This window comes from Pseudomonas sp. RG1 (assembly GCF_025910115.1).
In the GTDB taxonomy this organism is placed as follows: Bacteria; Pseudomonadota; Gammaproteobacteria; order Pseudomonadales; family Pseudomonadaceae; genus Aquipseudomonas; species Aquipseudomonas atacamensis.
This window is the reverse complement of sequence record NZ_JAPCIK010000020.1, coordinates 65,896-88,605: the sequence shown is the minus strand read 5'-3', so window position 1 is coordinate 88,605 and position 22,710 is coordinate 65,896. Positions and strand designations below refer to the sequence as shown.

Sequence of the window (22,710 nt, the reverse complement as noted above, 5' to 3'; positions counted from 1 at the left end):
AGCAGTACTTACACAGCAAATGGACGGAAAATGACAAAAGAAATTGAGCGGAGTCTCGAAGAAATTCATCGCCAGTTGAAAGGAGACGAGCGAGATCTGTCTAGCAATTCAGTAAAGTCGTTAAATTACTATGTGCGTAGCATCAGTCATCGTTTGACAGGGTTTCTAATCGCGCAAGAACGGGACCAGCAAAAGCATCGTTATAACCTCAGTTGGGCAATGGGGGTGATCGGTATAGTCGGTGTACTGTTAGCCATCGGCAGATGGGGAAATAGTGATATTGAGTGGATAGAGCACCACCGCTTAACGCTGCAACTGTGGGGCGTGACCTTGTGTACGATTTTTGTAGGTGTATCGCTGGAACGATCGGCCTTAATCAAATCGCTATGGAGTTTTTACATCACAAAACTAATCGTATCGATTATCTTGTCGGGCGCCATATTTTATGCTCGAGGTCGAGCGGCAGGTTTAGTTAATAGCGTTTTTCATGTTGACGCATCGGCATTCACTGTCACCTTGGTACTGACAACAGGGCTCGTGCTCTTTAAGTTGTTAATCCCCTTTGTATTGGCTTTGGCAACAATTACTGCCTTGGCTCATTTTTTGATTGTTTTGACTTGGATTAAAGCCAAGTGGGCGGGCGACGATGTGGAACTACCACCACTGTTTTCGCTACTGTTCATATGTGTGTCCAGTGTTATTTTGCTTTTTGGTTCGGGCTGGTCGAACGAAGAACTCAATGATTCAAGAATCTCAGAGAAAATCTACCTGATGGCCCATGCACTTGATTTCAATTACTCGCATGAGTGTGCCAACGTAAAAACCTCCAAACCTGTCGTTTTTCTGGGAAACACGCAGGAGTCCGTATTGGTCGCGCCTTTTGCTTTGGAGGATTTTGACTTTGCCACCTTTTTTGAAGCATCTGTGGTGGTACCTACTGACTTTGCTCGACAGAAGTGCGAGTACAAATCTCTCGAGGTCGACGACTGAGACGTGACACCCATGCAGATGTGCATTTTCAACTACAGCCACAAATGTTTGGGCTCTCGCGGTCGAGTACGTCAAACAGGCCAATTCAGTTAGAAAGGTGCCCATTGCCTGAGACTTAGCTGATCAAGTGATTTTGGAGAGAATACAGAAAAGGGCCCTTTGCGGGCCCTTCGTCATGAACAGTCTTCACTACAACTGCTGGGCACGAATGAATGATTGGAGCGCTGCCTCTGGGCTTCGGCCAAACACTCGGTGGTGTTCAGCTCTGGCGGTCTGCTCGGTGAACTCGCCTGACCACTTCGATACCACGACCGTTGCCACGCTGTTGCCGATGGTGTTGCAGGTGGCTATGGCCATCGACTTGAAGCGGTAGACGCCGAACAGCAGCGCCAGACCTTCCACCGGCAGTACGCCAATCGCTGTAACGGTCGCGGCGAACCCCACGAAGCTGCCACCGGATACCGCCGCCGCGCCTTTGGAGGTGACCAGCATGATCGCGATGGTGCCCAGTTGTTGTTCCCAGCTCATCGGCACCCCGTAGGCATTGGTGATGAACAGCACGCACAGCGACATATAGGTGGAAGTGCCGTCGAGGTTGAACGCGTAGCCGGTGGGCAACACCAGGCCGACGCTCTGTTTCGAGCAGCCGAACCTCTCGAGTTTTTGCAGCGGGCTTTCTCCTTTGAAGCGGCCGCCACTCAGCAAGCCAGTACAAAAACTCCAATGCGATGAGCTATCAAATCGATGATGAAGTCCATGACCCTTTCTCGCTGTCGTTTTTCCCTATGAACGTCAGTATGTCCGCTATTGGCCGAAAGCGGCCGTACACGAACGACTACTTTCGGCCAAAAGTAGCCCCTGATGGCGGGCTATAACTCTGTGATGCTTAGAATCAAAGGGGGATGACAGCGGAGTGGAAAAAATGGCTATAAGTCGACACTGCTTCATAAAACCACCTTCGCCACTATAGAAAAGCCATCGGGCCTTCTTCTTTAGGCTAACAAAATACTATTCGTTTATAGAGGTGAGAATTGGCGGTATCTGCTTCTCCCTTAATAATACTGGCCTACGGCGAGCAAGCTCTCGAGGCCCGTCTAATCGTAACCCCTATCCTCCGAATTTGACCGGTTGACGAAGGAGCTCTCGGCTGAAGAGGGATTGCGACGGCGAAAAGTCCGTATTCCAGGCGAACGCAGTGGCGCTCGAACAATCTCGGTCGGTACCCAGGTGACGGTTAGCGGCGAAAGAGCCACTGCAATGGCGAACGCATTCAGTCCCCCTGTGCCGATAACATCAGAGCAGATAGCCCTTTTTTCGCCATTGAAGGTACATGCGGCAAGATTATCAAAGAGCATCCGAGTGCGAGCTTTATCTGACTGTTGTAAAGGTGGCCTGGACTGAGCCTGCAAGAGAGATTGGAAATCTGCTCCATCACTCGTTGCCCGCATCCTGGGTTCTGATGTTGGCCAGTCGGATGGTGCTGGCGGTACTGCAGAAATACCGGTCATCGGCATGCCTCATATCACGCTTGGTGTCATGAATCTCGCCAGTGTTCCTGGCGTGACAGTTCCGTTCTTTGCTTCATCAGATCCCGCTGAACCAGTTGTAGCCCTGGTCTTCCCAATACCCGCCCGGGTTGTCGTTGCTGACGAAAATCTCGACAACATGCTTGGGGTTTTTGAATCCCAGTTTGGTGGGGACCCGAACCCTCAGCGGATAGCCGTACTCGGGCGGCAGCGCCACGTCAGCGTAATCCAGTGCCAACAGCGTCTGCGGGTGCAAGGCAGTCGGCATGTCCAGACTGGAGTAGTAACGATCGGCACATTTGAAACCGACAAATTTCGCTGTGGTGTCGGCGCCGATGTGTTCCAGGAAGGTTTTCAGCGGTACACCTCCCCATTGACCGATCGCGCTCCAGCCCTCAACACAGATCAGCCGAGTGATATCGCTGCGTTGCGGCAGCTTGCGCAAGCTTTCGAGTGTCCACGGCGCCTTGTCCCTGATCCGGCCGGAGACGGCGAGCGAGTAACTGGTCAGGTCTACTTCAGGGATATCGTCCTGACCATAGAAAGCGTTGAACGGAAACGGCTTGGTGATCTGCGCGCGGGCGAAGGTCGGCGCCAGTTTCCGTCCACTGAACAGCCACGCCTGGACCCGGTCGTTCCAACGCGACATGGCCCAAAGCACTTTGTCGACCTGATCGCCGTCCTGCAGGTTGCAACCGGTCAGCATCGACATCGCGCCAACCGTCAGGCCGGCCCGAAGAAAATGCCGGCGCTGAATGTTTTCCAGTTCAAGCTGTTGCGCAGGTTCAATCCTGACGCGCTGACGCGTTGTTATTTTAAATTCAGTCATGACCCATTTTTCTCGTTATCAGGCGTCCGCACTCCACCCGTGATCATTGGCACCAGGGTTTTTGGTACCAGAATCACCAAGACCAGGTGAATCACTACAAACGCTGCAATCATCGCCATGGCCGCAAAATGTACGTAACGAGCAACGTCATAGCCGCCCAGTAACGCGACCAGCTCTTGAAGTTGAACCGGTTTCCAGATCGCTACACCCGAGATCACGATCAGTACACCTGCCGCCAGCACGATCCAGTACATCAGGCGCTGTACTGCGTTATAGACACCCTTTTCATGCACCAGCCGAAAGCGCAAGGCATCGGTCAGATCATGCTTCAATGCGGCAATGCCGATGGGCAGCAGCTCACGTTTGAAATGACGACTGGCCAACCCGTACAGCACATAGATTGCGCCGTTGATCAGCAGCAGCCACATGAACGCAAAATGCCAGGCAAGTGCCCCGCCCAGCCAACCGCCCACGGTCAATGACACCGGAAACCTGAAACTGAACAGTGGCGAGGCGTTGTAGATAGCCCAACCGCTCATGAACATGCAGACCATGCAGGCCGCATTGAGCCAATGGGTGAGGCGAACCGGCCAGGGATGCAGTTTCTTCTGTCTCACGTGGTTCCCCTTGCAAGCCTTCCGTGTAGCGGAGCGTTGCCAGACGGCAACGCTCAAGCTTTCTCAGATGATTACATCGGTGGCTGGAAGCCATCCTTGCCGACTGCAATGCCGCGTGCGGTGCCATCTGCAGCGGGGAACACGACGATTTTCGTTCCTTTGACCAGCTCATCGGCTTTGCCTGGCTCGACGTAGGCGATAGGCACGTCATACGGCACGACGATTTGTTTCTCGCCGCCCTGGTAGTTGACGGTCAACGTGCGGCCGTCGGTTTTGGACAGTTTGCCAACGGTGCCGTTGGTCATGGTGCCAGTGCTGCCGTCTGCGTTCTGCCAACCGTAATGACCTTCGCCGCTGCCCTTGAGCCTGGCGTCGAATACCGTGACCTCAAGCGCCTTCAAGGTTCCGTTGGCCTGCGGGATGGCCGCCGAGCCGATGAAGCTGTCGGATTTGATCGAGTCGATATTGGCCTTCGATACCCGGCTGATACCGGTCTTGTCAGTCAGTCCGATCGTCTGCTGGGCGCCAGAGCGGACAGTGAAGGTCAGCGTGTTGTTGCTGACGCTTTCCACCGTACCGCGCAGTGGTTTGATGACCGGCATGTCGGCGGCGGTGGCAATGACGGCAGCGCTGAGCATCACCAAACCGAACGTGGTAGACAGGGCGTTTTTGAGTTGCATGGCGACGATTCCTCATGGGTTGATGTGTCGCCATCCTCGACCGCAGACCGGGACGTCACGATGACCGTCGAATGACATCTTTGTCATTCGCCAACCCTGACCATGTATGACAGAAATGTAACCGACTGCGCCCGCTCATCCCGTTACACTGCACAGCCGAGATACCGATGTCGCGGACTTAACCCCGTCATGAAGAAACCCGAGCGCGCCTGACGATGCATATCCTGCTGATCGAAGATGACACCAAAACAGGTGAGTACCTGAAAAAGGGGCTCGGTGAGTCCGGTTACAACGTCGACTGGACCCAGCATGGCGCTGACGGCCTGCACATGGCCTTGCATACGACCTATGACCTGATCGTGCTGGACGTGATGTTGCCCGGGATTGACGGGTTTCAGATCATCGAGCTGTTGCGCGCCAGACAAGACGTACCCGTGCTGTTCCTTACCGCGCGCGACCAGTTGCAAGACCGCATTCGCGGTCTGGAACTGGGCGCCGATGATTACCTGATCAAACCTTTTTCGTTTACCGAACTGCTGTTGCGCATCCGCACTATTCTGCGCCGCGGTGTCGTGCGCGAAGCCGACCATTTCCACCTTGCCGATCTCGAACTGGATCTGGTCCGGCGCCGCGTGACCCGCCAACAACAGGTGATCGTGCTGACCAACAAGGAGTTCGCCCTGCTCCATCTGTTTCTCCGTCGAGCCGGCGATGTGTTGTCCAGGACACAAATCGCTTCGGAAGTCTGGGACATGAATTTCGACAGCGATACCAACGTGGTGGACGTCGCTGTCAAGCGCCTGCGCAACAAGGTCGACCAGCCCTACCCGATCAAGCTGATCCATACCATTCGCGGTATCGGCTATGTCTGCGAGGTGAGGCCATGCGGTCCCGACGCCAACCCTCGCTGACGCTGCGATCGACCGTGGCGTTTGCCATGGTCGCGATGCTGGCCGTGGCCGGCGCGGGCTTCTATCTGTATCAGACGATGAAGGCCTCGGTATTGGTCTACAGCGATCACGCGGTGATGGGCCGTCTGGAGCATTTTCGCAAGCTCCTGCATTACGAACTCGCCATCGAAAAGCTGCGCGACAGCCCGCAGATTTTCAAGAACATGCTCGACAGCGAAGACGACATCTTCATCATTGAAGAGCCGGGGCAGCCACCGGTCATCCAGGTCAATCCACTCAACGTCACGTTGCCTGAACTGCCGGTGATCGGCCAGGACACAAAGCTGAGCGTCAGTGATCTGCGCAGCGGCGTGACCGACTCGGGAACAAGGCTGCGCGCCGCCTCCGTAGTCACGACGTCGGGTGGCCGTGTAGTCCGATTGACGGCCGCCCACCTTATGGGCAAGGAAATGGCGATGCTTGCAGCGTATCGCGAGCGCATCTACCTGGCCGTGGCCCTTGCCTTTCTGGCAACCGCGTTGCTGGGTTATCTGTTATTGCGTCGCGGGCTGCGTCCGCTGCGCAAAATGGCCGCCCATGCCGCAGCCATAACGCCTGAGCGTCTGCACAGCCGCATGGACAGCGCCGATACGCCGGTTGAACTGCAACAGCTGAGTGACGCCTATAACGCGATGCTTGATCGTCTTGCCCAGGGTTATCAGCGATTGACGCAATTTTCCGCCGACCTTGCCCATGAAATCCGCACGCCGGTCGGGTCGTTGATGGGACATTGTCAGGTTGCCCTTCGCCAACGCCGTAGCGAGGACGAGTATCAGGCGCTGATCGCTTCGAACCTTGAAGAACTCGAACGGATCTCGCGCATCGTCGAAAGCATTCTGTTTCTGGCGCGCGCCGATGAAGCGCAAGCCGTAGTGGAGCGCCAGCAACTGTCGCTGCATGACGAATCACAGCGCATCGCTGAGTATTTTGAGGGCTTGGCTGAAGAGCGGCGAATGAGCTTCCAAATAACGGGCGATGGCATCGTGCTCGCTGACCCCTTGCTGCTGCGCAGAGCGTTGAGCAACCTGGTGGCGAACGCTGTTCGCTACGCTTACGAGGGCACCGAGATTCTGATACGGGTATTGGAAACCCACGAAGGTGCCCGGATTGAAGTGGAGAACCAAGGGCCGGTGCTGGGCGACGAAACCCTGGGCAAACTCTTCGACCGCTTTTACCGTGGCGATGCGTCTCGGCACCAGAATTCCGACTCCTACGGGCTTGGCCTCGCCATTGTCGTGGCCATCATGCAACTGCATGGCGGCCACGTGGGTGTCGAACAGCCAAGGGCCGGGACTATTCGTTTTTCGCTGTCGTTCCCTTGAGCTGCTCGAACGGTGCAAACTGTTCTTCGCCCGCTGCGGGTACCCAATCTTTTAACGGCGTCAGGAAATGCATTTCAAAACGACGTGACAGGAACGCCCACTTTCCGTCCCGACGTTCAAACCTGTCGTGGTAAAGACCGCTGACTTGCACCGGGCCTTTTTCAATGTCATGAAACAGGCAATCCGCAGCTACCGTGCCCACTGCGCTGTCACCCTCGATTTCAATCAGCGGGTTGGCCATCCAGTGGTGCATATGGGGCATCTGGCGCCAGCTGTTTTGCGCCATCGCCAGGATTTCGTCACGGTTTCCAGCCTGGCCAAAACCCGGTAGATCCAGTGTCGACTCTTCGTGCCAGATTGAGCTAAGAAGCGAGGCGTCGATGCGGTCGAAAGCATTGGCGTAGGCGCTGATCAGCGACTCGATGGCGGCGCGACTTTCCAGGGCGTCCAGTCGAGCTGTCAGTTGTTCATTGTTCATGATGAGGTTTCCTGCAGGGGCTGCGCATAAGCGAGGAAGGCAGCCCTGCGCGAGGGCTGCGCTACGTTGAGCACGTGGTCAGATCTGCGACAGGCCGCCGTCGACCATCAACTCCACACCGTTGACATATTTCGCATCGGCAGACGCAAGAAACAGCGCCGACGAGGCGATTTCCTCAGGCTCGGCCATGTACCCCAATGGCGTGATCTGCTCGACGTGCTGACGCAGCGCGGCGACGTCGGTTTCGCTCATCTTCAAGCCGTTATCCATCAGCGGTGTGCGGGTGAAGCCAGGGCTCAGGACATTCGCTCTGATCTTGCGACCTTTGAGTTCGTTGGCCCACGTCCTGGCAAAGGAACGTACCGCGGCTTTGGAGGCGTTGTAGAGGCTCAGTCCTTCCATGCCATTGCTGGAACAGATAGAGGCCGTCAGCACGATCGAAGCGCCATTTTTCAACAATGGCATCAACGTCTGTACAGTAAAAAAGACTCCCTTTACGTTGATGTCGAACATGTTGAAATAGGCGGCCTCGGTGGTCTCGCCCAGCGGGTTCTTTTCACAAATACCCGCATTGGCAAACACTGAGTCCAGTTGATCGCCGTGCGCCTCAATCGTCGCCTTGAGCTCGTCCAGATCAACCTGGCGCGCGACATCGGAAATGACCGCGACCGCCCTGTCGCCAAGCTTGGCCACCGCAGCCTCCAGCGTGGCTGCAGAACGCCCGGTGATGTAAACGCGCCTGGCGCCCTCGGCAACCAAACCCTGTGCAATCGCAAATCCGATCCCGGTGGACGCGCCGGTGACGACTGCGACCTGATCAGCGAATTTACCTGACATAACTGACTCCTCGATTTCGGTTGTGTGGCTCGACTGGAACCACAGTGCGGCCATTTTGCGAGGAGGCAGGGGCGCAGCGGCACTGCCATAAATGAACATTGGCCGTTCATTTATGTGAGGCGTCAGCCAGGGTTTGATCGTTTAGATTGAAGTCAGCTTATTCAAAGCATGACTCGCAATCGAAAATATTCTGGAGCCGAAGGGTTTCAGAAAGGAGACCTTATGCCTGAGAAAATAGTAGCCCTTCCGGAACAGCGGCGCTGGCTGATGTTCGCCATCCTGTTGGTCGGTGCATTCTTGCCGCCGCTGGATTTCTTCATCGTGAACGTAGCGCTGCCTTCGATTCAGCAATCGCTGGGCACGGCCTCCTCTGCCGAACAGTTGATCATCTCTTCTTACGCGGCGCTGTATGCCGTGACACTGATCACCGGCGGAAGGCTTGGCGACATCTTTGGCCGCATGAGAATGTTCTTCGTTGGCCTGATTGGCTTTGCCGTCGCCTCACTGATCTGCGGTGTCGCCGAGTCACCCTGGGTGTTGATCGCCGGACGCTCGCTGCAAGGCGTGACGGCCGCTGTCATGGCGCCGCAGGCACTCGCTTCAGTGCAGGCGATATTCCCTGAGTCGGAAAAACCCTTGGCGTTGAGCCTGTACGGTGCGGTGTTTGGTTTGGCGTCGGTAGTCGGCCAGGCACTTGGCGGGATTCTGATCTCGCTCAACCTGATGAACCTGGGCTGGCGGTCGATATTTCTGGTGAATCTACCGATTGCGTTGCTGGTCATTCTGATCGCCATCCCCGTGGTCAAGGAAACCCGCGCACCCCAGACCAGCAAGCTGGATCTGGGTGGAACGCTGTTGTCGATGGTGACGCTTGCGGCGCTGATCGTTCCACTGATCGAGGGACGTGAAGCGGGCTGGCCGTGGTGGGCCTGGCTGTCGCTGGCGGCGGTGCCACTGCTGGCCTGGCTGTTCTGGCGCTACGAAGCCCGCTTGTATCAAGCGCAAGGCGCGCCGTTGCTGAACCCTGCTGCACTGCGTGCGCCCGGGCTGGGCCGGGCATTGCTGGTGGCGCTGACTTTTTACGCGATCGGCGTGTTCTTCCTGCTGTTTTCCATCTATTTACAGGGAGCGCTGCATACGAGCCCGCTCAGTGCAGGTCTGGTCTTTCTGCCATTCGGCGCTGGTTTCTTGCTGGGGCCGCTCGCCACCCATCTATTCCGGCGTTTGCTGGGGTCTTATGTGAATCCCTTCGGAATGGCACTCGAAGTGCTGGGGTTCGTGCTATTGGCCTGGCTCGTGGCGCACACGCCAACCGCCGTCACGCCCTCTGCGCTGTCCCTTGCCGTGATTCTCTTTCTGATCGGTTTCGGACAAGGACTGGCCCTTCCGACATTGATGCGCATGATCACTGGACGCGTGGCACCGGCGTATTCCGGCATGATTGCGGGCATCACCAGTTCCACACTGCAAATCAGCACGGCACTGAGCGTAGCGATCATCGGTGGCATTTTTTACACGCTTCTGGGCAAGGACACGGACGCGGCGGCCATCACCCACGCCTTCACCGTCGCCATACTGTGCATCGCTGCGTGTCTGGTGGTAGGCGCAGGACTGAGTCTGAGTCTGGCGCGCCAATCTGCTGCAGAGCTGCAAACGGCGGCCATGCAGCCGGCAGAGTGAATCAACCGCCTGCCTGAGTGCCAATCATGACGGAGGCCAGGTCGGCAAGCGCGCGCAGACTGTCCATCTGGCGCATGTCCTGGTGGTAGCCCATCCAAATGTCGCGGCCTGGTGGCGGTTCATCTGAATCGATCAGACGCAGCGCCGTCAACTGGTCGCCCAAAGCGCGGGGCAATACCGCGACGCCCTGCCCCTGCGCACACATTTGCGCCTGGACTGTGCGGCTGCTACTGGTAAACACGGTACGCGCCAGAGGGTAACGCTGCTGCAGCCACTGCACATCGGGATAATGAGACTGGGCAACACTCATGGTGATCAGACCCAGCCCGGCGCCCTGTGGCTCAGGGTCAGCAGATCCAACGGCTGCGTATAACCCGTAAGTCAGGGAGATCAGCTTGCGGTGCACGATATCGGGTTCGGTGAACGGAACGATTCGAAACGCGATGTCGGCGTCGCGGCGAGCCAGATCAAACAATCGATGCCCGGCAATGACCTCGGGCACGATCAATGGATAACGCCGGCCCAGTTCACTCAGCACCGGGGCCAGCACATAACAGGCGAACCAGTCAGCGCAGGAAATGCGCAGCACACCTTCGGGCTGTGCGCTGTCCCCCGCGAGGCGCCTTTCGATGGCCAACGCACTTTGCTCCATTTCCTGCGCGAGGCTGAGGAGCTTCTCGCCGCTGTCGGTCAACACGAGACCTTGGTTGGTACGCAGGAAAACGGGTTGGCCACTGAACTGTTCCAGCACCTGCAAGCGCCGCCCCACGGTCGGATGGCTGACCCCCAACAGCTTGGCGGCAGCCCCTAATGACCCGCTGCGGGCAATCGCGAGAAAGACCCGCACATCACTCCAGTCCATGCTCCGCCCCCGTACAAAAATGAACAGTGAGAGTGCAGCAATGGCAGTGCCGTAGCAATCCCGTGCCCGACATACTTGTCTGCATTCACCGTCGTCGAATACCAACCGGAGACTGCAAATGAAGATTGGTTTTATCGGAGTGGGATGCATGGGCAGAGCCATCATTCCACTGCTCGTCCGCGCTGGCCATCACGTCTCGGCATGGAACCGCAGTCAGGCGGCGATCAAGGATCTCGAAGGCATCAGCGTTATCGAAACGCCGGCCTCGGCGTTCCAGCAAGAGGTAGTCATCACTCTTCTGGCCGATGATGCCGCCGTCAGGCAAGTGCTGCTCTCCAGCGCTGTTCTGGAAACTGCAGACAAAGCTTGCGTGCATGTCGTGATGTCGACCTTGTCGCCTTCGCTGATGTTGGAGTTGCAGCGCGAACATGAAGCCGTCGGCATGCCATTGATCGCGGCGCCGGTCTTCGGCGTGCCCGCCGTGGCGGCCAAGGGCGAGTTGAATATCCTGGCGGCCGGATCGCAGGCCGCTGTCTCGACCGTCCAACCGCTGTTCGACCTGCTCGGGAAAAAAACCTGGTATCTGGGCGACCAACCTGAACAGGCCTGTATCGCGAAAATCGCCGGCAACATGATGATCACCCAAGCCATCCAGTCGCTGGGCGAAGCCAGCGGACTCGTTCAACGCCACGGACTGAGCCCTTCGATTTTCATCAAGCTCATGACCCAGACCCTGTTCGCCTGCCCCAGTTATCAACGTTATGGGCAGAACATCGTCAGCAGCAATTTTGAACCGGGATTCAAACTGTCGCTTGGCCTCAAGGATATGAATCTGGCGATCGATGCGGGTCGTCTCAAGGGGCTGGAGTTGCCAGCGGCGGATGCCGTGCGATTGAAAATGACGTCGGCGGTAGCCAGGGGAGATGGCGACAAGGACTGGTCGGTTTTTGCTCAGCAGACGAATCATTGAGAAGCTCTTTCGAACACCTGTCACGAGGTCATTCATGGAAAACTCCGACATCGCGCGTCAACTCTCAACATTCAGGAAAACCATCGACAATATCGACGCCGCCCTCATCCACCTGCTCGCGGAACGGTTTCGCTGTACCGATGAGGTCGGATTGCTCAAGGCCCGATATCAGTTGCCTGCGGTAGACGAGGCCAGAGAGCAGCAGCAATACCAGCGTCTGGCAGCACTTGCTCAGGAGGCCGAGCTGGATACGGCCATCGTGCAGAGGCTGATGCAGTTGGTCATTGGCGAAGTGGTCGAGCGCCACAGGCAGATCGCCGCCAGGCATGCCCCGGCACCCGCCAATAACCCTGACCCTCGGGCCTGACCCCGGCGCCACTTATCGAAGCAATCAGACAAACGAGCAGAACCGCATGAAATGGCCAACGATCGAGCAAATTCGCAGCTTCACCGATTTACCCTATGGCTACAGTTGGGATTACCTGAAACGTGAGGAGATCAATGTCGCGACAGATTTTTTCCGGACATGGTTTCCCTCCATTTCGGTGGGGTTGGCAAGCCCGTTTCTGGACCAGCAGTTCTACGCAGACAACGTGGTGCTCGAAGACGATCCGGATCGAGGCATATTCGCTACCGTCGTCCGCCAGAACGATGAGATTGTCGCTATCGCCACGTGGGAAAAAATTGACGGTGCTGACGTTATTTTCGGGCGGGTCGGCGCGGTAGCCAAACCGCACAGACAAGCCAGACTGGCCGTTGCGGCCCAGGACCTGGGAGAAAAAATCGGCACGTTCATGGGCGCGGGGCTGATCTATGGCATGGCAACAACCCGCACGCCGTATATGCAACAAGCACTGGAGCAAGCCGGTTACAAAGCGGTAGGGATAATGCCTGGCTTGGACCGGGAAGAAACAGCACCTGGAATCGTGCGCAGGGTTTACGAAGTCATCTACGTAAAACGGCTCGCACCACACGCCGACTTTCTCATTCCTGCCGGTCATAACCTTACCCCTACAGTCGCGCGACTTTACGCAGATATATTTCAAGGTGATGACGACACGAACTGACGAGCCAGCCTAGCAGCGAACCAACCATCGAAATGCTTCTGATCAGTAACGCTACCGGCTCGCGCCTTTTGCATCGATCGAGGTAGCCACATTAGGTAATGAGTTCAAAAAGACTCAGCAGCGGCTAAAAGCACCTGTGGGGTTGATTAATAGATGAGAAGTGAACTGAGTGGACGCGGCTCTGGCCCCTGAGTTAGCTTTCGTAACCGTTCTAACTTGGGGCTCCGCAATCATGACTGACCGTCAGATCATTGTTCCAGATGGCATGAGATTGATCTACGAGCGCGCGGGTTATGCACCAGCAGTAAAGGTAGGAAAAACTCTCTACTGCGCGGGTCAGGTAGGCAGGACGCCGGAATTATCCGTCATTGAAGAACCTGAGCAGCAGTTTTTAGCTGCATGGGACAATCTCCGGATCGTCTTGGAGGCAGGTGGCTGTAAATTTGAAGATGTCGTAGAAATGACAACTTACCACGTCGACATGCACCGTCACATGCCAATTTTCAGACGCGTAAAGGATAAAGTATTTCCGAGAAGCACTTGTGCATGGACCTGCATTGGTGTCAGTGAATTAGCTCGACCTGGCCTTCTCGTGGAGATCAAGTGCGTCGCAGTAGAGCGATAACCCTCTGACAAGAACCTGCATATCCAGGTCTTAAAATGGGTGACTACGCATGCGGTGGTAGATTCAAAATTACACTTGCCTGCTGCATCGGTAGGCGCGTGATAACACTTTACGCCGACGGCTAATACTGACTGCAAGCAGGCGCCAATCAATTCCGATGCGAGCAGAAAAATGCCTATCAGCGGATATCCTTAGCACTCGCTAAACGCAAATCCAAAGTCATCGCTTGACACTTGTGCCGCTTCGTTAAGTCGTTGGCGCAGCGCAGCCGTTAGCTGCCTCTCCACCACCCACGGATCCGACAGCGCGGCGAGTTGTGGCGCCAATTGCGGCGACAGGCTCATTAGCGAATGATTAAGCGATCGCGCCGTTTCAAAAGCGGCTTTCTGCACAAAGCTGATTTCCACCAGCTCCCCCTGCGCCTTGCGAAACTCCATCTCAGCCATCCGCGCCAAGTAGTGCTCGCGATGTGCACGCGCTTTCTGAAAGTCCGGGGACTGCCCTTGCGCGGGATCAACGGGCGGCGGCGCAGCCATGTTGGTCGGTTCGGATTGTGTAGCGACGTGGCTGTACACATTACGCTGAAGCCGCTCCTGTTGGTGGCGAGCAGCGACGGCAGCCTTGCTCGGGTCAGCGGTATCGCGGATCAATGCTTCGGTGGCCAGAACGTCGACCTGCTTGCCATTGGGGACAGGACCAGTCGACCGTTTTCCTTCAGCCAGGTGATGTAACTCGGTGAGCGGCCGATGTGTGCGGCGAAGGCGCTCTTGGATAGGTACGTGGCTGCGGTCATAAGCCCTCCTTTTCAGCGGCTTTTCAATGAATGCTTTCAAGATTTCAGTGGATTGAAATTTCAGTAAGCTGGTGGGCCTCCCACTAACAAGATCCCGCGGGTTTCCGACCCCGTGTCCTTTGGAAGTCCCCAGGGTCCCCGGCGGTTTTCCGCCCGGTCCGGTCGCTCGACTGCCATGCCCTGCCCCCATCCCTTTGGAAAGACGGACATCCCTGCAAAGGTTTCAGCTAGAGAGATCTCGCGAGTTCGATAACCCGTGTAGGGGGCGGCCCTCGGGGAGGACCCGTGAAATCTGCGCCCTACCCGGCCTGCCCGGCTCATGCCTTCGGCTCGGCCTCGCTCAGGTCGAGCCGCTTGGCGACCCAGCGTTCGTACAACCCGATGGCGACGTCCGCGCCGGCCATCGCTGTTAGGCAACCCAGGGCGCCCGCCGTCCAGATCGACAGGCCCGCGCCGAACAACAACATCATCGCCGACACCCCGCAAACGATGCAGGCACCGGACCGAAGTGCTAGCCGGCGCAATAACGCGCAGCCTCGCGCCCCATCCTTGTCAGCGCGCCACATCTCACCGGATACACCGCCAACCAATGACAGGGCAATCACCATCCAGATCGGCATCTCTGCCAGTGCCTGTTGCTCGTTCGTCATTGCCCTACCCCTTAAACAAAAAGACCCGGCGCATTGGCCGGGTCAGGTGGTAGGTGGTCTGCCGCGCTTTGCGGTCGCACCCATCGAAGATGGCCCCTTTTTACAGGTCGATTCTGGTGGCAGCAAGACCGTTTTAATGCCACCCGGTGAATGTGTGGCTTACGCCCGGTGAACGGCTGGCGAATGTCGGTGAATATCTATCCCGGCTGTCTTTTGCTTTTCTGGCGTCCCACGCGTCCCACCTCTCTAAAACTAGGTGGGACGTCCGAAAGCCCCGCAGATTGGGGCTTTGCCCCACCGTCCTACTTTTAACTCTCCTTTCTCGTGTATAGAGAGAATATTTAAAAACACGCGTGCGCGTGAACACGCGCATTGATGCCCGCTACGCATACACGGGGAGCGCAACGCCGCGCTCCTCGAAGTGCCCGAACATCTGCGCGAGCTGACCAGACGCCACTGCCTGAATGCCTGGAATCACCCGGCACGACAACAACGCAAGGAGGCTAGACAAGGCCATGAGTAACGCTGCACAGAATCCGCTTCGCCTGCATCCGGCGCCCGAATCGGCCACCGTCGAACTGCTCTATCGAATCTTCGGTGATGTCCTGATCCCGCTAGAAAAAGTCCGCGAGCAGTACTTTCGCAATCTCAACGAGCAGTCGTTCGTGACGGAGATCAACAGCGGCCGGATCCAGCTTCCCATAACCACGCTGGACACAAGCCGCAAGGCGTTGAAGTACGCGCACATCCGCCATGTTGCCTCGCTGATCGACATCCGCGCCTACAAGGCTGATGAAGATATGCAGCGACAGCAGGACGGCCAACGCCAAACGGCCCCCACACCACTGACGGCTGTCACCACCAGCCAACGACAACCCTAGGAGCACACCACATGATGACCCCAATACAAATCGGTGCACTGCTCATCCTGATAGCTCTGGCCGCCCTGCTGCTCTGGGGCGGTTACATCATAGGCCGCAGCGATGGCCTGGAGACCGGCCTGCGCGAGGGTGAAGACATCCAGCGCGCCGCAAGCGCCAAAACCATCCGCGAGCTTCGAGCCTCCCTGCAGTTCATCCGGGCCGATCACACTCGCTTGGCACAAACCTGCAAACGACTTGAAGCAGCTCCCCTCTTCTGCCCGGCCGAGCACCAGACGCTGGTCGCCATCGGCGAGTTGCTGCGGATCGCCGCCGAAACCTTCAGCGCCTTTGGTACCGGCACGAAGCTCGAGCGTGATGCCCGATCGATGCGCGAACAGGCACTTGCAATGGCTGCGCAGCTGCAACCAGGAATCGAGGGCAGCAAAGTCGCACAGCAAGCGCATTCGAAGCGCTCTGTATTTCCTAGCAAGGAGGCAGCATGAACATTCAATTTCTTAGCCATGAGCAGGTCTGCGAGTTGACTGGAGCCAAAACTAAAGCCGGTCAGATTACTGTACTGAAGCGTAATGGCATTCGTCACACCATCAAGCGCAATGGCTGGCCCTGCGTGATTGCCTCGGCGCTAACAGGGGTAACTACAAACGCACCAGAAGTTCCGACGTGGCAGCCACGCTTGGTGGGATAAATGGGACGAAGACCAACAAAGCCGGGAAGCATTCCTCGCCTACGCGAGAGAACACGCGGCAACACCACCTACTACCTTTATGACACTGGCGGGAAACCACGCAAGGAAATCCCGCTGGGTACAGATTACGGCCTAGCCATCTTGGAGTACGCAAAGCTCGAAAAAAGCCGCGTTTCTCAAGCTCTGACACAAACCGTACTTACCTTTGCGTACGTGGCCGAGCTTTATATGAATGAGGTGGTACCCACGAAAGCCCATGCCATCCAGAAGGACAACGCGCGCGAACTGAAAAATCTTCTCCTGCTCTTCAACGACCCACCGGCCCCTCTAAAAGCAATCGAACCGAAACATGTCAGCCAGTACCTTCGTCATCGCGGTAAGGCAGCTCCTATTCGTGCAAATCGGGAAAAAGCGTTACTCAGCTCCATTTGGAACTTCGCTCGCGAGAACGGCTACACATCCTTGGCAAATCCGTGCTCAGGCGTGAAGGGTAATAAAGAAACCGGTCGCGACATATATGTTGAAGACGACGTCCTTGCCCGAGCCTACCAGCATGCCGATCAACCATTAAGAGATGCTTTGGACCTGTTCTATCTAACAGGTCAGAGGGTCGCTGACACATTGAAGATGGATGAGCGCGACATAAAGGACGGAAAGCTCTCCGTCCAGCAAGGCAAAACTGGGGCTAAACGAAGGATCGAAATCATTGGTGAGCTCAAAGTCGTAATAGATCGAATCATGGCGCGAAAGACCGGACAGAAAATCAGATCAACACGCCTGGTAGTAATCGACTCTGGGCAGCCGATGACGACCAGCATGCTCAGAAAAAGGTTCGATGACGCCAGGGAAGCAGCCGGGATTCCAAAAGCAGAATTTCAGATGCGCGACCTACGAGCAAAAGCGGCCACGGATAAAGAGGAGTCAACAGGGAACATCAGAGAAGCTCGAGACCAACTTGGGCACACCACCGTAGGGATGACAGAACAGTACATCCGTATGCGGAAGGGCATGAAGGTCACCCCTACGAGGTGACTAACGGTCACGAATTGCGGAAAAGATTTTTTGATTGCGGAAAAAAGAACTAAGGGCTTGCATGAGGTATGTCATGCAAGCCCTTGATATTCATGGTGCCCGAAGCCGGAATCGAACCGGCACGCCCTTACGAGCGGGGGATTTTAAGTCCCGCGCCAGAATCAAGCGGGCTGCGGCTTTGATGCGATTTTTTGGGCCGCAATTAGAGTCGAAAGACTGAGATTCGCCCCAATGTTTTCGCATACCGAAAAATGATTGCGGCCCAAAAAAAGGGCCTTAATTTCACGTAAAAATTGAAACCCTATCGGGCACTGAGAAGCTGGCATTATGCCGACTTTGCATAATCCAGCGCTTTGCCCTTCTCCGGCGTTCTGCCGACATTGAATCCCCTGCTACTCTGGTTTCGTCCAAGGAGGAAACCAATGCCAAACTCTGATCTGCTCCCTTCCCTACTTTTCAAAATCAATGAAAACCAGCTCGCCCTTGAAGCCGCCATCATGGAGCTCACCCTCTGGGTCGAGCAGCGCGGATCCGCCGACGTCGCGGAAAACGTCCGCAGCTCTCTGGCCGCGCTCGATCGAAATGAAGGATTCATCAAAATGACCTTGGCTGTATTGATGGCGCCGGACTGACAGCTCGTCGCCTCACTCTCGCCCACGGGCTTCGCCTCGATTACTGTACATACATACAGCACTCGTACAGCGAACCCGTTTCATGAATTTCAACCAAGCAAAATCCCTTCGCCTTGATCGCTGGCGAGCCACTCTCGATGATCACGACTTCCGTATGCAAAGCCCCGAAGCGCACCGGGCGACCTTGCGAGAAATGGCGATGGATTTGCTGAGTGAAGGCCTGATCGACGAGCTCGAGCAGTTCGACATGAACGAAATGGCCGACGCAGCTTATTGGCACGCAGTGGAAGAACTGCAAAGCTTGCCTGGCCAGTACCGGGGCGCATCGAGCTATGACGTGGTGCACATCGACAACGGGGAGTTGCTTGGCACCATCAGTCGGTCAATATTCAACTTCGCAAAGAGTGAGCCGCGCGGCGCTTACTCTGGCTATGACGGAAAGGTGTACTCCGAACCCGACGGAGTTTGGTTGTCGCTTGGAATCTCTCGTAGGGTCGGAAAGATTGTCGGGTTGGCGATGGAGATGAACGGTTGCCGGTACCGACTTATTGAAACCGAGCGAATGGTTGATGGAGTGACCCACCACCCTCTCGCGGATGCTGACGTCTACCGGGCGCTCGTCGATGCGGCGCAGGTCGCTCAAGAGGAGCGGGATCTTCGGGCGTTTGAAAAGTTACGCCCTCACATCGAGTCGGCGGCGTTCTGCATTTGTCCTGAGTGCCTCGATCGCTTCGGTGCCAGGGACGACTGCACGACATGCGCCGGAAAAGGTTTTGTGACGAAGCCAGCGCCAGCGGGTCTACGCTGAATCAGATCCCCCCGAGGGCACGGCAATGTGCGGACGACTCACCCAATACAGCGGCATTCACGACTTCGTAGCGGCGCTCAGCATGCCGAACGCGCTGATCAACTCGGTGGGTGAGCAACCGCTCGAGCGGTACAACGCCGCGCCGACCACTCAATTGGCCCTCTTCCACCAGGAAGGTGAGTTTCTGCACGCGGACATGGTTCGCTGGGGATGGCGCCCGCATTGGGCGAGAGACCGCGCCGCGCCAATCAACGCCCGCGTGGAGAAAGTCGCCCACGGCCCGTTCTTCCGCGCGATCTGGCCGCACCGGGCCATCATCGCGATCAACAACTGGTTCGAGTGGGTAGACGAAGGTGGGCCGAAGAAGCAGCCCTACCTGATCAGGCATCGCGACCAGTCCCCGATCCTCTGCGCCGCGATCGGCCAGTACCCGAACGAAGAGCACGGCCCCGGCGAGCACGACGGCTTTGTAATCATCACCGCCGACAGCGCCGGCGGCATGGTCGACATCCACGACCGCCGCCCGGTCGTTCTCCCGCCAGAGCTCGCGCGGGAATGGCTGGACCCGGCCACGCCGAAAGAACGCGCCGAACAAATGGTGCTGCATGAGGGCGAGCCTTCCGAGGCTTTCGAATGGTTCAAGGTCGATCGCTCTGTAGGCAATGTCCGTAATCAGGGCCCGGATCTCATTAAGCCGATCGAGGAAAACAGCCCGTTCTAAGCCGAAGTCAGTGCTCGCAGGCGGTTTTCCGTCGCGTTGTCGAAGATCACATAGAGCTTATCGATCGTGGACTCGGTCAAGGCTCGCGCCGACTCCAGGCCATAAACGAACCCCTCAGCCCTGGCACCTGCCTTGGCTGCGATGATCATCGAATCTGCACGCGTAATCTCAGCCAGAAGCTTATCTGCGGCGCGCTCTATATTTGGACTCAGCTTTACACCATCCATATCGCCACCTCCAATTGGAAAGTGCCGAGAATAGCGAATGAGGGCGTTTGACGCATTATCGATGGTGATGCAAGACGACATACATGCTCTGCCCATATCTTCCGGTCCAGATTACGCACCTGCTAAAAATGGTGCAGATAGCATGTATATCCGCACCACCAGTGATGGAGCCGGTAATACCCTTCTAGCTACTCAGAACAGTTATCAACTCCTCCATCACAAACTTGACCATCCAACAAACATCTTGCTACACATGCTCCAAAACTTGCTTTACTACTACACCTCAGCGCACATTCCAGCTGACTTTTCAGTGCATGTATTATGTCATTTCTATCCATGGTAGTTATCGCGGACTCTTTCACATAAAGCACATAGCCATCGCCACTTACTTCAAATGTGATTTTCAAATCTTTTGCATTGGTAGATTCAGTTGCAATTATATCTGCCATGATCAATCCCTCATCTGCATTTAAATTTCGACCCCAGAGAGAAGATAGACCACCGAACAAAACTAACAACCCAAACCAAGCGCCTGACAATACCAATTAGAAATAGAAATCTCCTCCACAATATACAAACAGCCAAAACTTCTCACATATGAAACATATTTATTCTAACGACCTTCAAAGTGTAAAGTTGGCAAGTCACTCTTAAGCAGGAGCTTCTTTAGGGAAAATCTGTTTCGTCAGCTCACATCCTTGAAGAAGATGTGGTGACCGAGCTTGAGTGTCTGTTTGGCCGTCGCTGCCCAAGCCGGCGCCTTGATGCTGGTGGCGTAGTAATGCGTGGCGCCGCCGGTGGGGTCTGGCACCTTCCCGTCGATCACCTGGTCAGCAGCGATCCGGCATTGCGCCGACTCGCGGAACGTGATCTGCTTCACGCCGATCAGGAACTGGTAGTTCGGGTCGGTCTTATTCCAGCAGCTGAACTGGTAAGGCTTCTGGCAGACGCCGGCGTAACCTTCACCCCACCACGACCTCTCCTTTCCATCGAACACGCGGTTGCGGATCGTCCAGGCAACGGCTATCTGGCCGGTGGTTCCCTCGCCGCGCGCCTCACCCCACAGAGTGCGGGCGAGGATGTCTCGATCTTTCTCGGTTACTGGCATCACTTTTCTCCAGGCAAAAAAATACCCGCTCGATGGCGGGTTGCAGTTTTTAATGCGGCTCAGATCGATTCGGCCTCACTCAGTAACGGCGCAGCAATGATTTCCGGGATGGGCGGTTCCATCGGCCATATCGGCGCCTGATACCAAGTCGGCTGCACAGTGACCTTGCCCAGTGCAAACTTATAGGTCTTCCACGCTTTCAGGTTCAGCGTCAGTGCGGCCTGCTCGGCCTCGTCTTCTGCCGTGGCTTCGCCGATATCAATGCCGAAATTGATCGTATCGATGCGGTCTTGAATTCGCGAGATCTGGGCAATCGCCTGTGCATTTCGTGAGGCGAGCAATGCCTTCGCGGCTGCCAATTCAGCGGCCTGAATGGCGGCGTCCTTCATGGCCTTGGTAATCAGTTGAGTCCAGTCGATGTTCATGCTTGTTCTCCTGGCTCTGGCAGAGGCATGGGTAGGGGAATCGGGCCGTCACGCACATCCTCGAGCGGCGACGGGAATGCCTGCTCTGGGCTGTAATTGATCGGGAGCGGAAGGATCAGAGTAAGCTCAAGCTCCCCGTCGACGCGGCTGACATCGCCGGCAAACCATGTCGATTTGATCGCGACACTAGGCAAGGTGTCTCCCTCTGCAACGCGACTGAAGTCGAATTCCTCGCCATTTACAACGATGGCGTTTCCGCTACGGATAACGCTCAAGGTCGCATCCATGCGCATCGGTGAAAGATTAATACGCATCAAAACCACCTCCCTACTGCTATGAACGTGTAAGTGTAAGTGGCGAGCGGAAGTGCGACGGGGCTCAAGTGACGAATGATGCCGAACGTCCCGGTAGTCGGCAGGATTACTGTCTCGCTGAACCCCGGGTATTCTCCGCCAATAATCAGATGAGCCCAGGGAGCAACCGCAAAGTTAGCCGGCAGTGTGTCGGCGGGCCGATCAGCAGCCCCTTTCCAGTAGAGCCCACCCAGCGCACTACTGATTGCCACGATTACTGACTTCGTTGAAATACAGACCATAAAACCGTTGGCGAACTTCCAATATTCCCCATTGGCATTACTGCCGTACTCCATGAGCGCACCGGTCGGCACGCCTCCGGACTGACTGACAGTGCCCAGAATGGTCAGCCCCAATGCCGCCCGAGCGAGAGCGGGCGTAGTAGCACCAGTTCCCCCTTTCTCGATAGCAACGGCTTTATTCGTCCCGCTGAGATCTGCTTTGGTGGCCTGCAGCTTTCCCAGTGCCGACAAGATGGAATCGGTCGCCGCGACAGCTCCCGGCGTTGCGACATCCACGCCCGCCAGCGCGGTGCCGCGAACACCAGCCGCGGTCATGTACTTATTCGTCAGCCCCTCTGGCAGACCATCTGTATCAGTGAGATTTAGTTCATCACGAACGCCGGCGGTGGTTGGCGTGGTGCCCAGCACCGCCAGCACGCCGCCGTAGTCATTGAGGATTTTTCGCACCTGATCCGCCAGGTCCTTCTGATACCCCTGCACCGGCACGATCGAGTAAAGGCCGTCAGCTACTGTCGGGCCTTCGTAGTCCGGCGAGATCGACAAAGCTGTGTTGCTGGCGATGTTGGTCACCTCGTACCAACGTCCGTCCGGCCCGCGAAAGCCATCGCCAACCCGGCTGTTGGCAATAAACGCGGTGCCTGTGCCAATCACCGCATTGGAATTTTGGGTGACAGAAACCGTTCCTGATTTGTACCAGGGCATGGTGTGCATCCTATA

Annotated in this window: 28 protein-coding genes and 2 pseudogenes; 15 read left to right on the top strand and 15 right to left on the bottom strand. The window is 56.4% G+C overall.

Going from position 1 to position 22,710, the window contains the following annotated elements; translation table 11 throughout:
* The first annotated feature begins 30 nt into the window (after positions 1-30).
* Complete coding sequence (locus tag OK411_RS13850) at positions 31-990, top strand: hypothetical protein (protein ID WP_264365146.1); 960 nt, start codon at positions 31-33, stop codon at positions 988-990.
* Between the two features lie 189 nt (positions 991-1,179).
* Here the strand turns inward: OK411_RS13850 and OK411_RS13845 are convergent.
* From OK411_RS13845 to OK411_RS13830, 4 genes and pseudogenes are all read right to left on the bottom strand, one after another.
* A pseudogene (locus OK411_RS13845) lies at positions 1,180-1,659 on the bottom strand (cation:dicarboxylate symporter family transporter); the annotation flags it as partial.
* A 915-nt stretch (positions 1,660-2,574) separates the two neighbouring features.
* Positions 2,575-3,345, bottom strand: coding sequence for a molybdopterin-dependent oxidoreductase (locus tag OK411_RS13840; protein ID WP_039760272.1), 771 nt, complete (start codon positions 3,343-3,345; stop codon positions 2,575-2,577).
* On the bottom strand, positions 3,342-3,962 hold the full coding sequence (locus tag OK411_RS13835) for a cytochrome b/b6 domain-containing protein (RefSeq protein WP_039760270.1): 621 nt from the start codon (positions 3,960-3,962) through the stop codon (positions 3,342-3,344). The genes OK411_RS13840 and OK411_RS13835 overlap by 4 nt, the downstream gene beginning before the upstream one ends.
* A 71-nt stretch (positions 3,963-4,033) precedes the next feature.
* The gene (locus tag OK411_RS13830) at positions 4,034-4,642 is read right to left on the bottom strand and encodes a hypothetical protein (RefSeq protein ID WP_264365145.1); all 609 of its coding nucleotides are present in this window, start codon (positions 4,640-4,642) and stop codon (positions 4,034-4,036) included.
* Between the two features lie 215 nt (positions 4,643-4,857).
* Here OK411_RS13830 and OK411_RS13825 point away from each other — a divergent pair, with 215 nt between their 5' ends.
* A complete protein-coding gene (locus tag OK411_RS13825) occupies positions 4,858-5,553 on the top strand; it encodes a heavy metal response regulator transcription factor (protein ID WP_039760267.1) in 696 nt (231 codons plus the stop codon).
* A complete protein-coding gene (locus tag OK411_RS13820) occupies positions 5,526-6,914 on the top strand; it encodes a heavy metal sensor histidine kinase (RefSeq protein ID WP_264365144.1) in 1,389 nt (462 codons plus the stop codon). The genes OK411_RS13825 and OK411_RS13820 overlap by 28 nt, the downstream gene beginning before the upstream one ends.
* Here OK411_RS13820 and OK411_RS13815 read toward each other — a convergent pair.
* Positions 6,886-7,392: a nuclear transport factor 2 family protein gene (locus OK411_RS13815; RefSeq protein WP_042609814.1), complete on the bottom strand. Its 507-nt coding sequence runs from the start codon at positions 7,390-7,392 to the stop codon at positions 6,886-6,888. The genes OK411_RS13820 and OK411_RS13815 overlap by 29 nt on opposite strands.
* Positions 7,393-7,470: 78 nt before the next feature.
* The gene (locus tag OK411_RS13810; RefSeq protein ID WP_264365143.1) at positions 7,471-8,229 is read right to left on the bottom strand and encodes an SDR family oxidoreductase; all 759 of its coding nucleotides are present in this window, start codon (positions 8,227-8,229) and stop codon (positions 7,471-7,473) included.
* Between the two features lie 168 nt (positions 8,230-8,397).
* Here OK411_RS13810 and OK411_RS13805 point away from each other — a divergent pair, with 168 nt between their 5' ends.
* A complete protein-coding gene (locus tag OK411_RS13805; protein WP_223631549.1) occupies positions 8,398-9,909 on the top strand; it encodes an MFS transporter in 1,512 nt (503 codons plus the stop codon).
* A gap of 1 nt (position 9,910) precedes the next feature.
* Here OK411_RS13805 and OK411_RS13800 read toward each other — a convergent pair whose 3' ends face one another.
* The gene (locus tag OK411_RS13800; RefSeq protein WP_122704478.1) at positions 9,911-10,771 is read right to left on the bottom strand and encodes a LysR family transcriptional regulator; all 861 of its coding nucleotides are present in this window, start codon (positions 10,769-10,771) and stop codon (positions 9,911-9,913) included.
* Between the two features lie 118 nt (positions 10,772-10,889).
* Here OK411_RS13800 and OK411_RS13795 point away from each other — a divergent pair, with 118 nt between their 5' ends.
* From OK411_RS13795 to OK411_RS13780, 4 genes are all read left to right on the top strand, one after another.
* The gene (locus tag OK411_RS13795; RefSeq protein WP_042609811.1) at positions 10,890-11,741 is read left to right on the top strand and encodes an NAD(P)-dependent oxidoreductase; all 852 of its coding nucleotides are present in this window, start codon (positions 10,890-10,892) and stop codon (positions 11,739-11,741) included.
* 34 nt (positions 11,742-11,775) lie between these two features.
* Positions 11,776-12,108 carry a chorismate mutase gene (locus OK411_RS13790; RefSeq protein ID WP_042609810.1) on the top strand — a complete coding sequence of 111 codons (333 nt, stop codon included), beginning with the start codon at positions 11,776-11,778 and terminating at the stop codon, positions 12,106-12,108.
* 46 nt (positions 12,109-12,154) lie between these two features.
* A complete protein-coding gene (locus OK411_RS13785) occupies positions 12,155-12,808 on the top strand; it encodes a hypothetical protein (protein WP_110599395.1) in 654 nt (217 codons plus the stop codon).
* Between the two features lie 232 nt (positions 12,809-13,040).
* Positions 13,041-13,433 carry a RidA family protein gene (locus tag OK411_RS13780; RefSeq protein WP_009049394.1) on the top strand — a complete coding sequence of 131 codons (393 nt, stop codon included), beginning with the start codon at positions 13,041-13,043 and terminating at the stop codon, positions 13,431-13,433.
* 191 nt (positions 13,434-13,624) lie between these two features.
* Here OK411_RS13780 and OK411_RS13775 read toward each other — a convergent pair.
* Together OK411_RS13775 and OK411_RS13770 are read right to left on the bottom strand one after the other, a co-directional pair.
* Positions 13,625-14,226 (bottom strand): annotated as a pseudogene (locus OK411_RS13775) (terminase small subunit).
* Positions 14,227-14,543: 317 nt separating this feature from the next.
* Positions 14,544-14,876 (bottom strand): phage holin family protein, encoded by a 333-nt coding sequence (locus OK411_RS13770; RefSeq protein ID WP_110599393.1) that lies wholly within the window; start codon positions 14,874-14,876, stop codon positions 14,544-14,546.
* 515 nt (positions 14,877-15,391) lie between these two features.
* Between OK411_RS13770 and OK411_RS13765 the strand changes: the two genes are divergently transcribed.
* From OK411_RS13765 to OK411_RS13735, 7 genes are all read left to right on the top strand, one after another.
* Positions 15,392-15,757, top strand: a complete 366-nt coding sequence (locus tag OK411_RS13765) for a pyocin activator PrtN family protein (RefSeq protein ID WP_093101815.1) — start codon at positions 15,392-15,394, stop codon at positions 15,755-15,757.
* An 11-nt stretch (positions 15,758-15,768) separates the two neighbouring features.
* Complete coding sequence (locus OK411_RS13760; protein ID WP_110599391.1) at positions 15,769-16,242, top strand: hypothetical protein; 474 nt, start codon at positions 15,769-15,771, stop codon at positions 16,240-16,242.
* A complete protein-coding gene (locus tag OK411_RS13755; protein WP_093101817.1) occupies positions 16,239-16,445 on the top strand; it encodes a DUF4224 domain-containing protein in 207 nt (68 codons plus the stop codon). The genes OK411_RS13760 and OK411_RS13755 overlap by 4 nt, the downstream gene beginning before the upstream one ends.
* A complete protein-coding gene (locus OK411_RS13750; RefSeq protein WP_264365142.1) occupies positions 16,446-17,477 on the top strand; it encodes a tyrosine-type recombinase/integrase in 1,032 nt (343 codons plus the stop codon).
* Positions 17,478-17,899: 422 nt separating this feature from the next.
* A complete protein-coding gene (locus OK411_RS13745) occupies positions 17,900-18,109 on the top strand; it encodes a hypothetical protein (RefSeq protein ID WP_264365141.1) in 210 nt (69 codons plus the stop codon).
* Between the two features lie 82 nt (positions 18,110-18,191).
* Complete coding sequence (locus OK411_RS13740) at positions 18,192-18,917, top strand: hypothetical protein (protein ID WP_264365140.1); 726 nt, start codon at positions 18,192-18,194, stop codon at positions 18,915-18,917.
* Positions 18,918-18,942: 25 nt separating this feature from the next.
* The gene (locus OK411_RS13735; RefSeq protein ID WP_264365139.1) at positions 18,943-19,638 is read left to right on the top strand and encodes an SOS response-associated peptidase family protein; all 696 of its coding nucleotides are present in this window, start codon (positions 18,943-18,945) and stop codon (positions 19,636-19,638) included.
* Here OK411_RS13735 and OK411_RS13730 read toward each other — a convergent pair.
* From OK411_RS13730 to OK411_RS13705, 6 genes are all read right to left on the bottom strand, one after another.
* On the bottom strand, positions 19,635-19,865 hold the full coding sequence (locus tag OK411_RS13730) for a hypothetical protein (protein ID WP_264365138.1): 231 nt from the start codon (positions 19,863-19,865) through the stop codon (positions 19,635-19,637). The two genes, OK411_RS13735 and OK411_RS13730, sit on opposite strands and share 4 nt — an antisense overlap.
* A 188-nt stretch (positions 19,866-20,053) precedes the next feature.
* Positions 20,054-20,314: a hypothetical protein gene (locus OK411_RS13725; protein ID WP_264365137.1), complete on the bottom strand. Its 261-nt coding sequence runs from the start codon at positions 20,312-20,314 to the stop codon at positions 20,054-20,056.
* A gap of 236 nt (positions 20,315-20,550) precedes the next feature.
* Positions 20,551-20,973 (bottom strand): cell wall hydrolase, encoded by a 423-nt coding sequence (locus tag OK411_RS13720; RefSeq protein ID WP_264365136.1) that lies wholly within the window; start codon positions 20,971-20,973, stop codon positions 20,551-20,553.
* Between the two features lie 59 nt (positions 20,974-21,032).
* A complete protein-coding gene (locus OK411_RS13715) occupies positions 21,033-21,398 on the bottom strand; it encodes a phage tail protein (RefSeq protein WP_264365135.1) in 366 nt (121 codons plus the stop codon).
* A complete protein-coding gene (locus OK411_RS13710) occupies positions 21,395-21,712 on the bottom strand; it encodes a hypothetical protein (RefSeq protein WP_264365134.1) in 318 nt (105 codons plus the stop codon). Before OK411_RS13710 ends, OK411_RS13715 begins: the two co-directional genes overlap by 4 nt.
* Positions 21,712-22,695, bottom strand: coding sequence for a hypothetical protein (locus OK411_RS13705; protein WP_264365133.1), 984 nt, complete (start codon positions 22,693-22,695; stop codon positions 21,712-21,714). The genes OK411_RS13710 and OK411_RS13705 overlap by 1 nt, the downstream gene beginning before the upstream one ends.
* Positions 22,696-22,710: the final 15 nt, after the last annotated feature.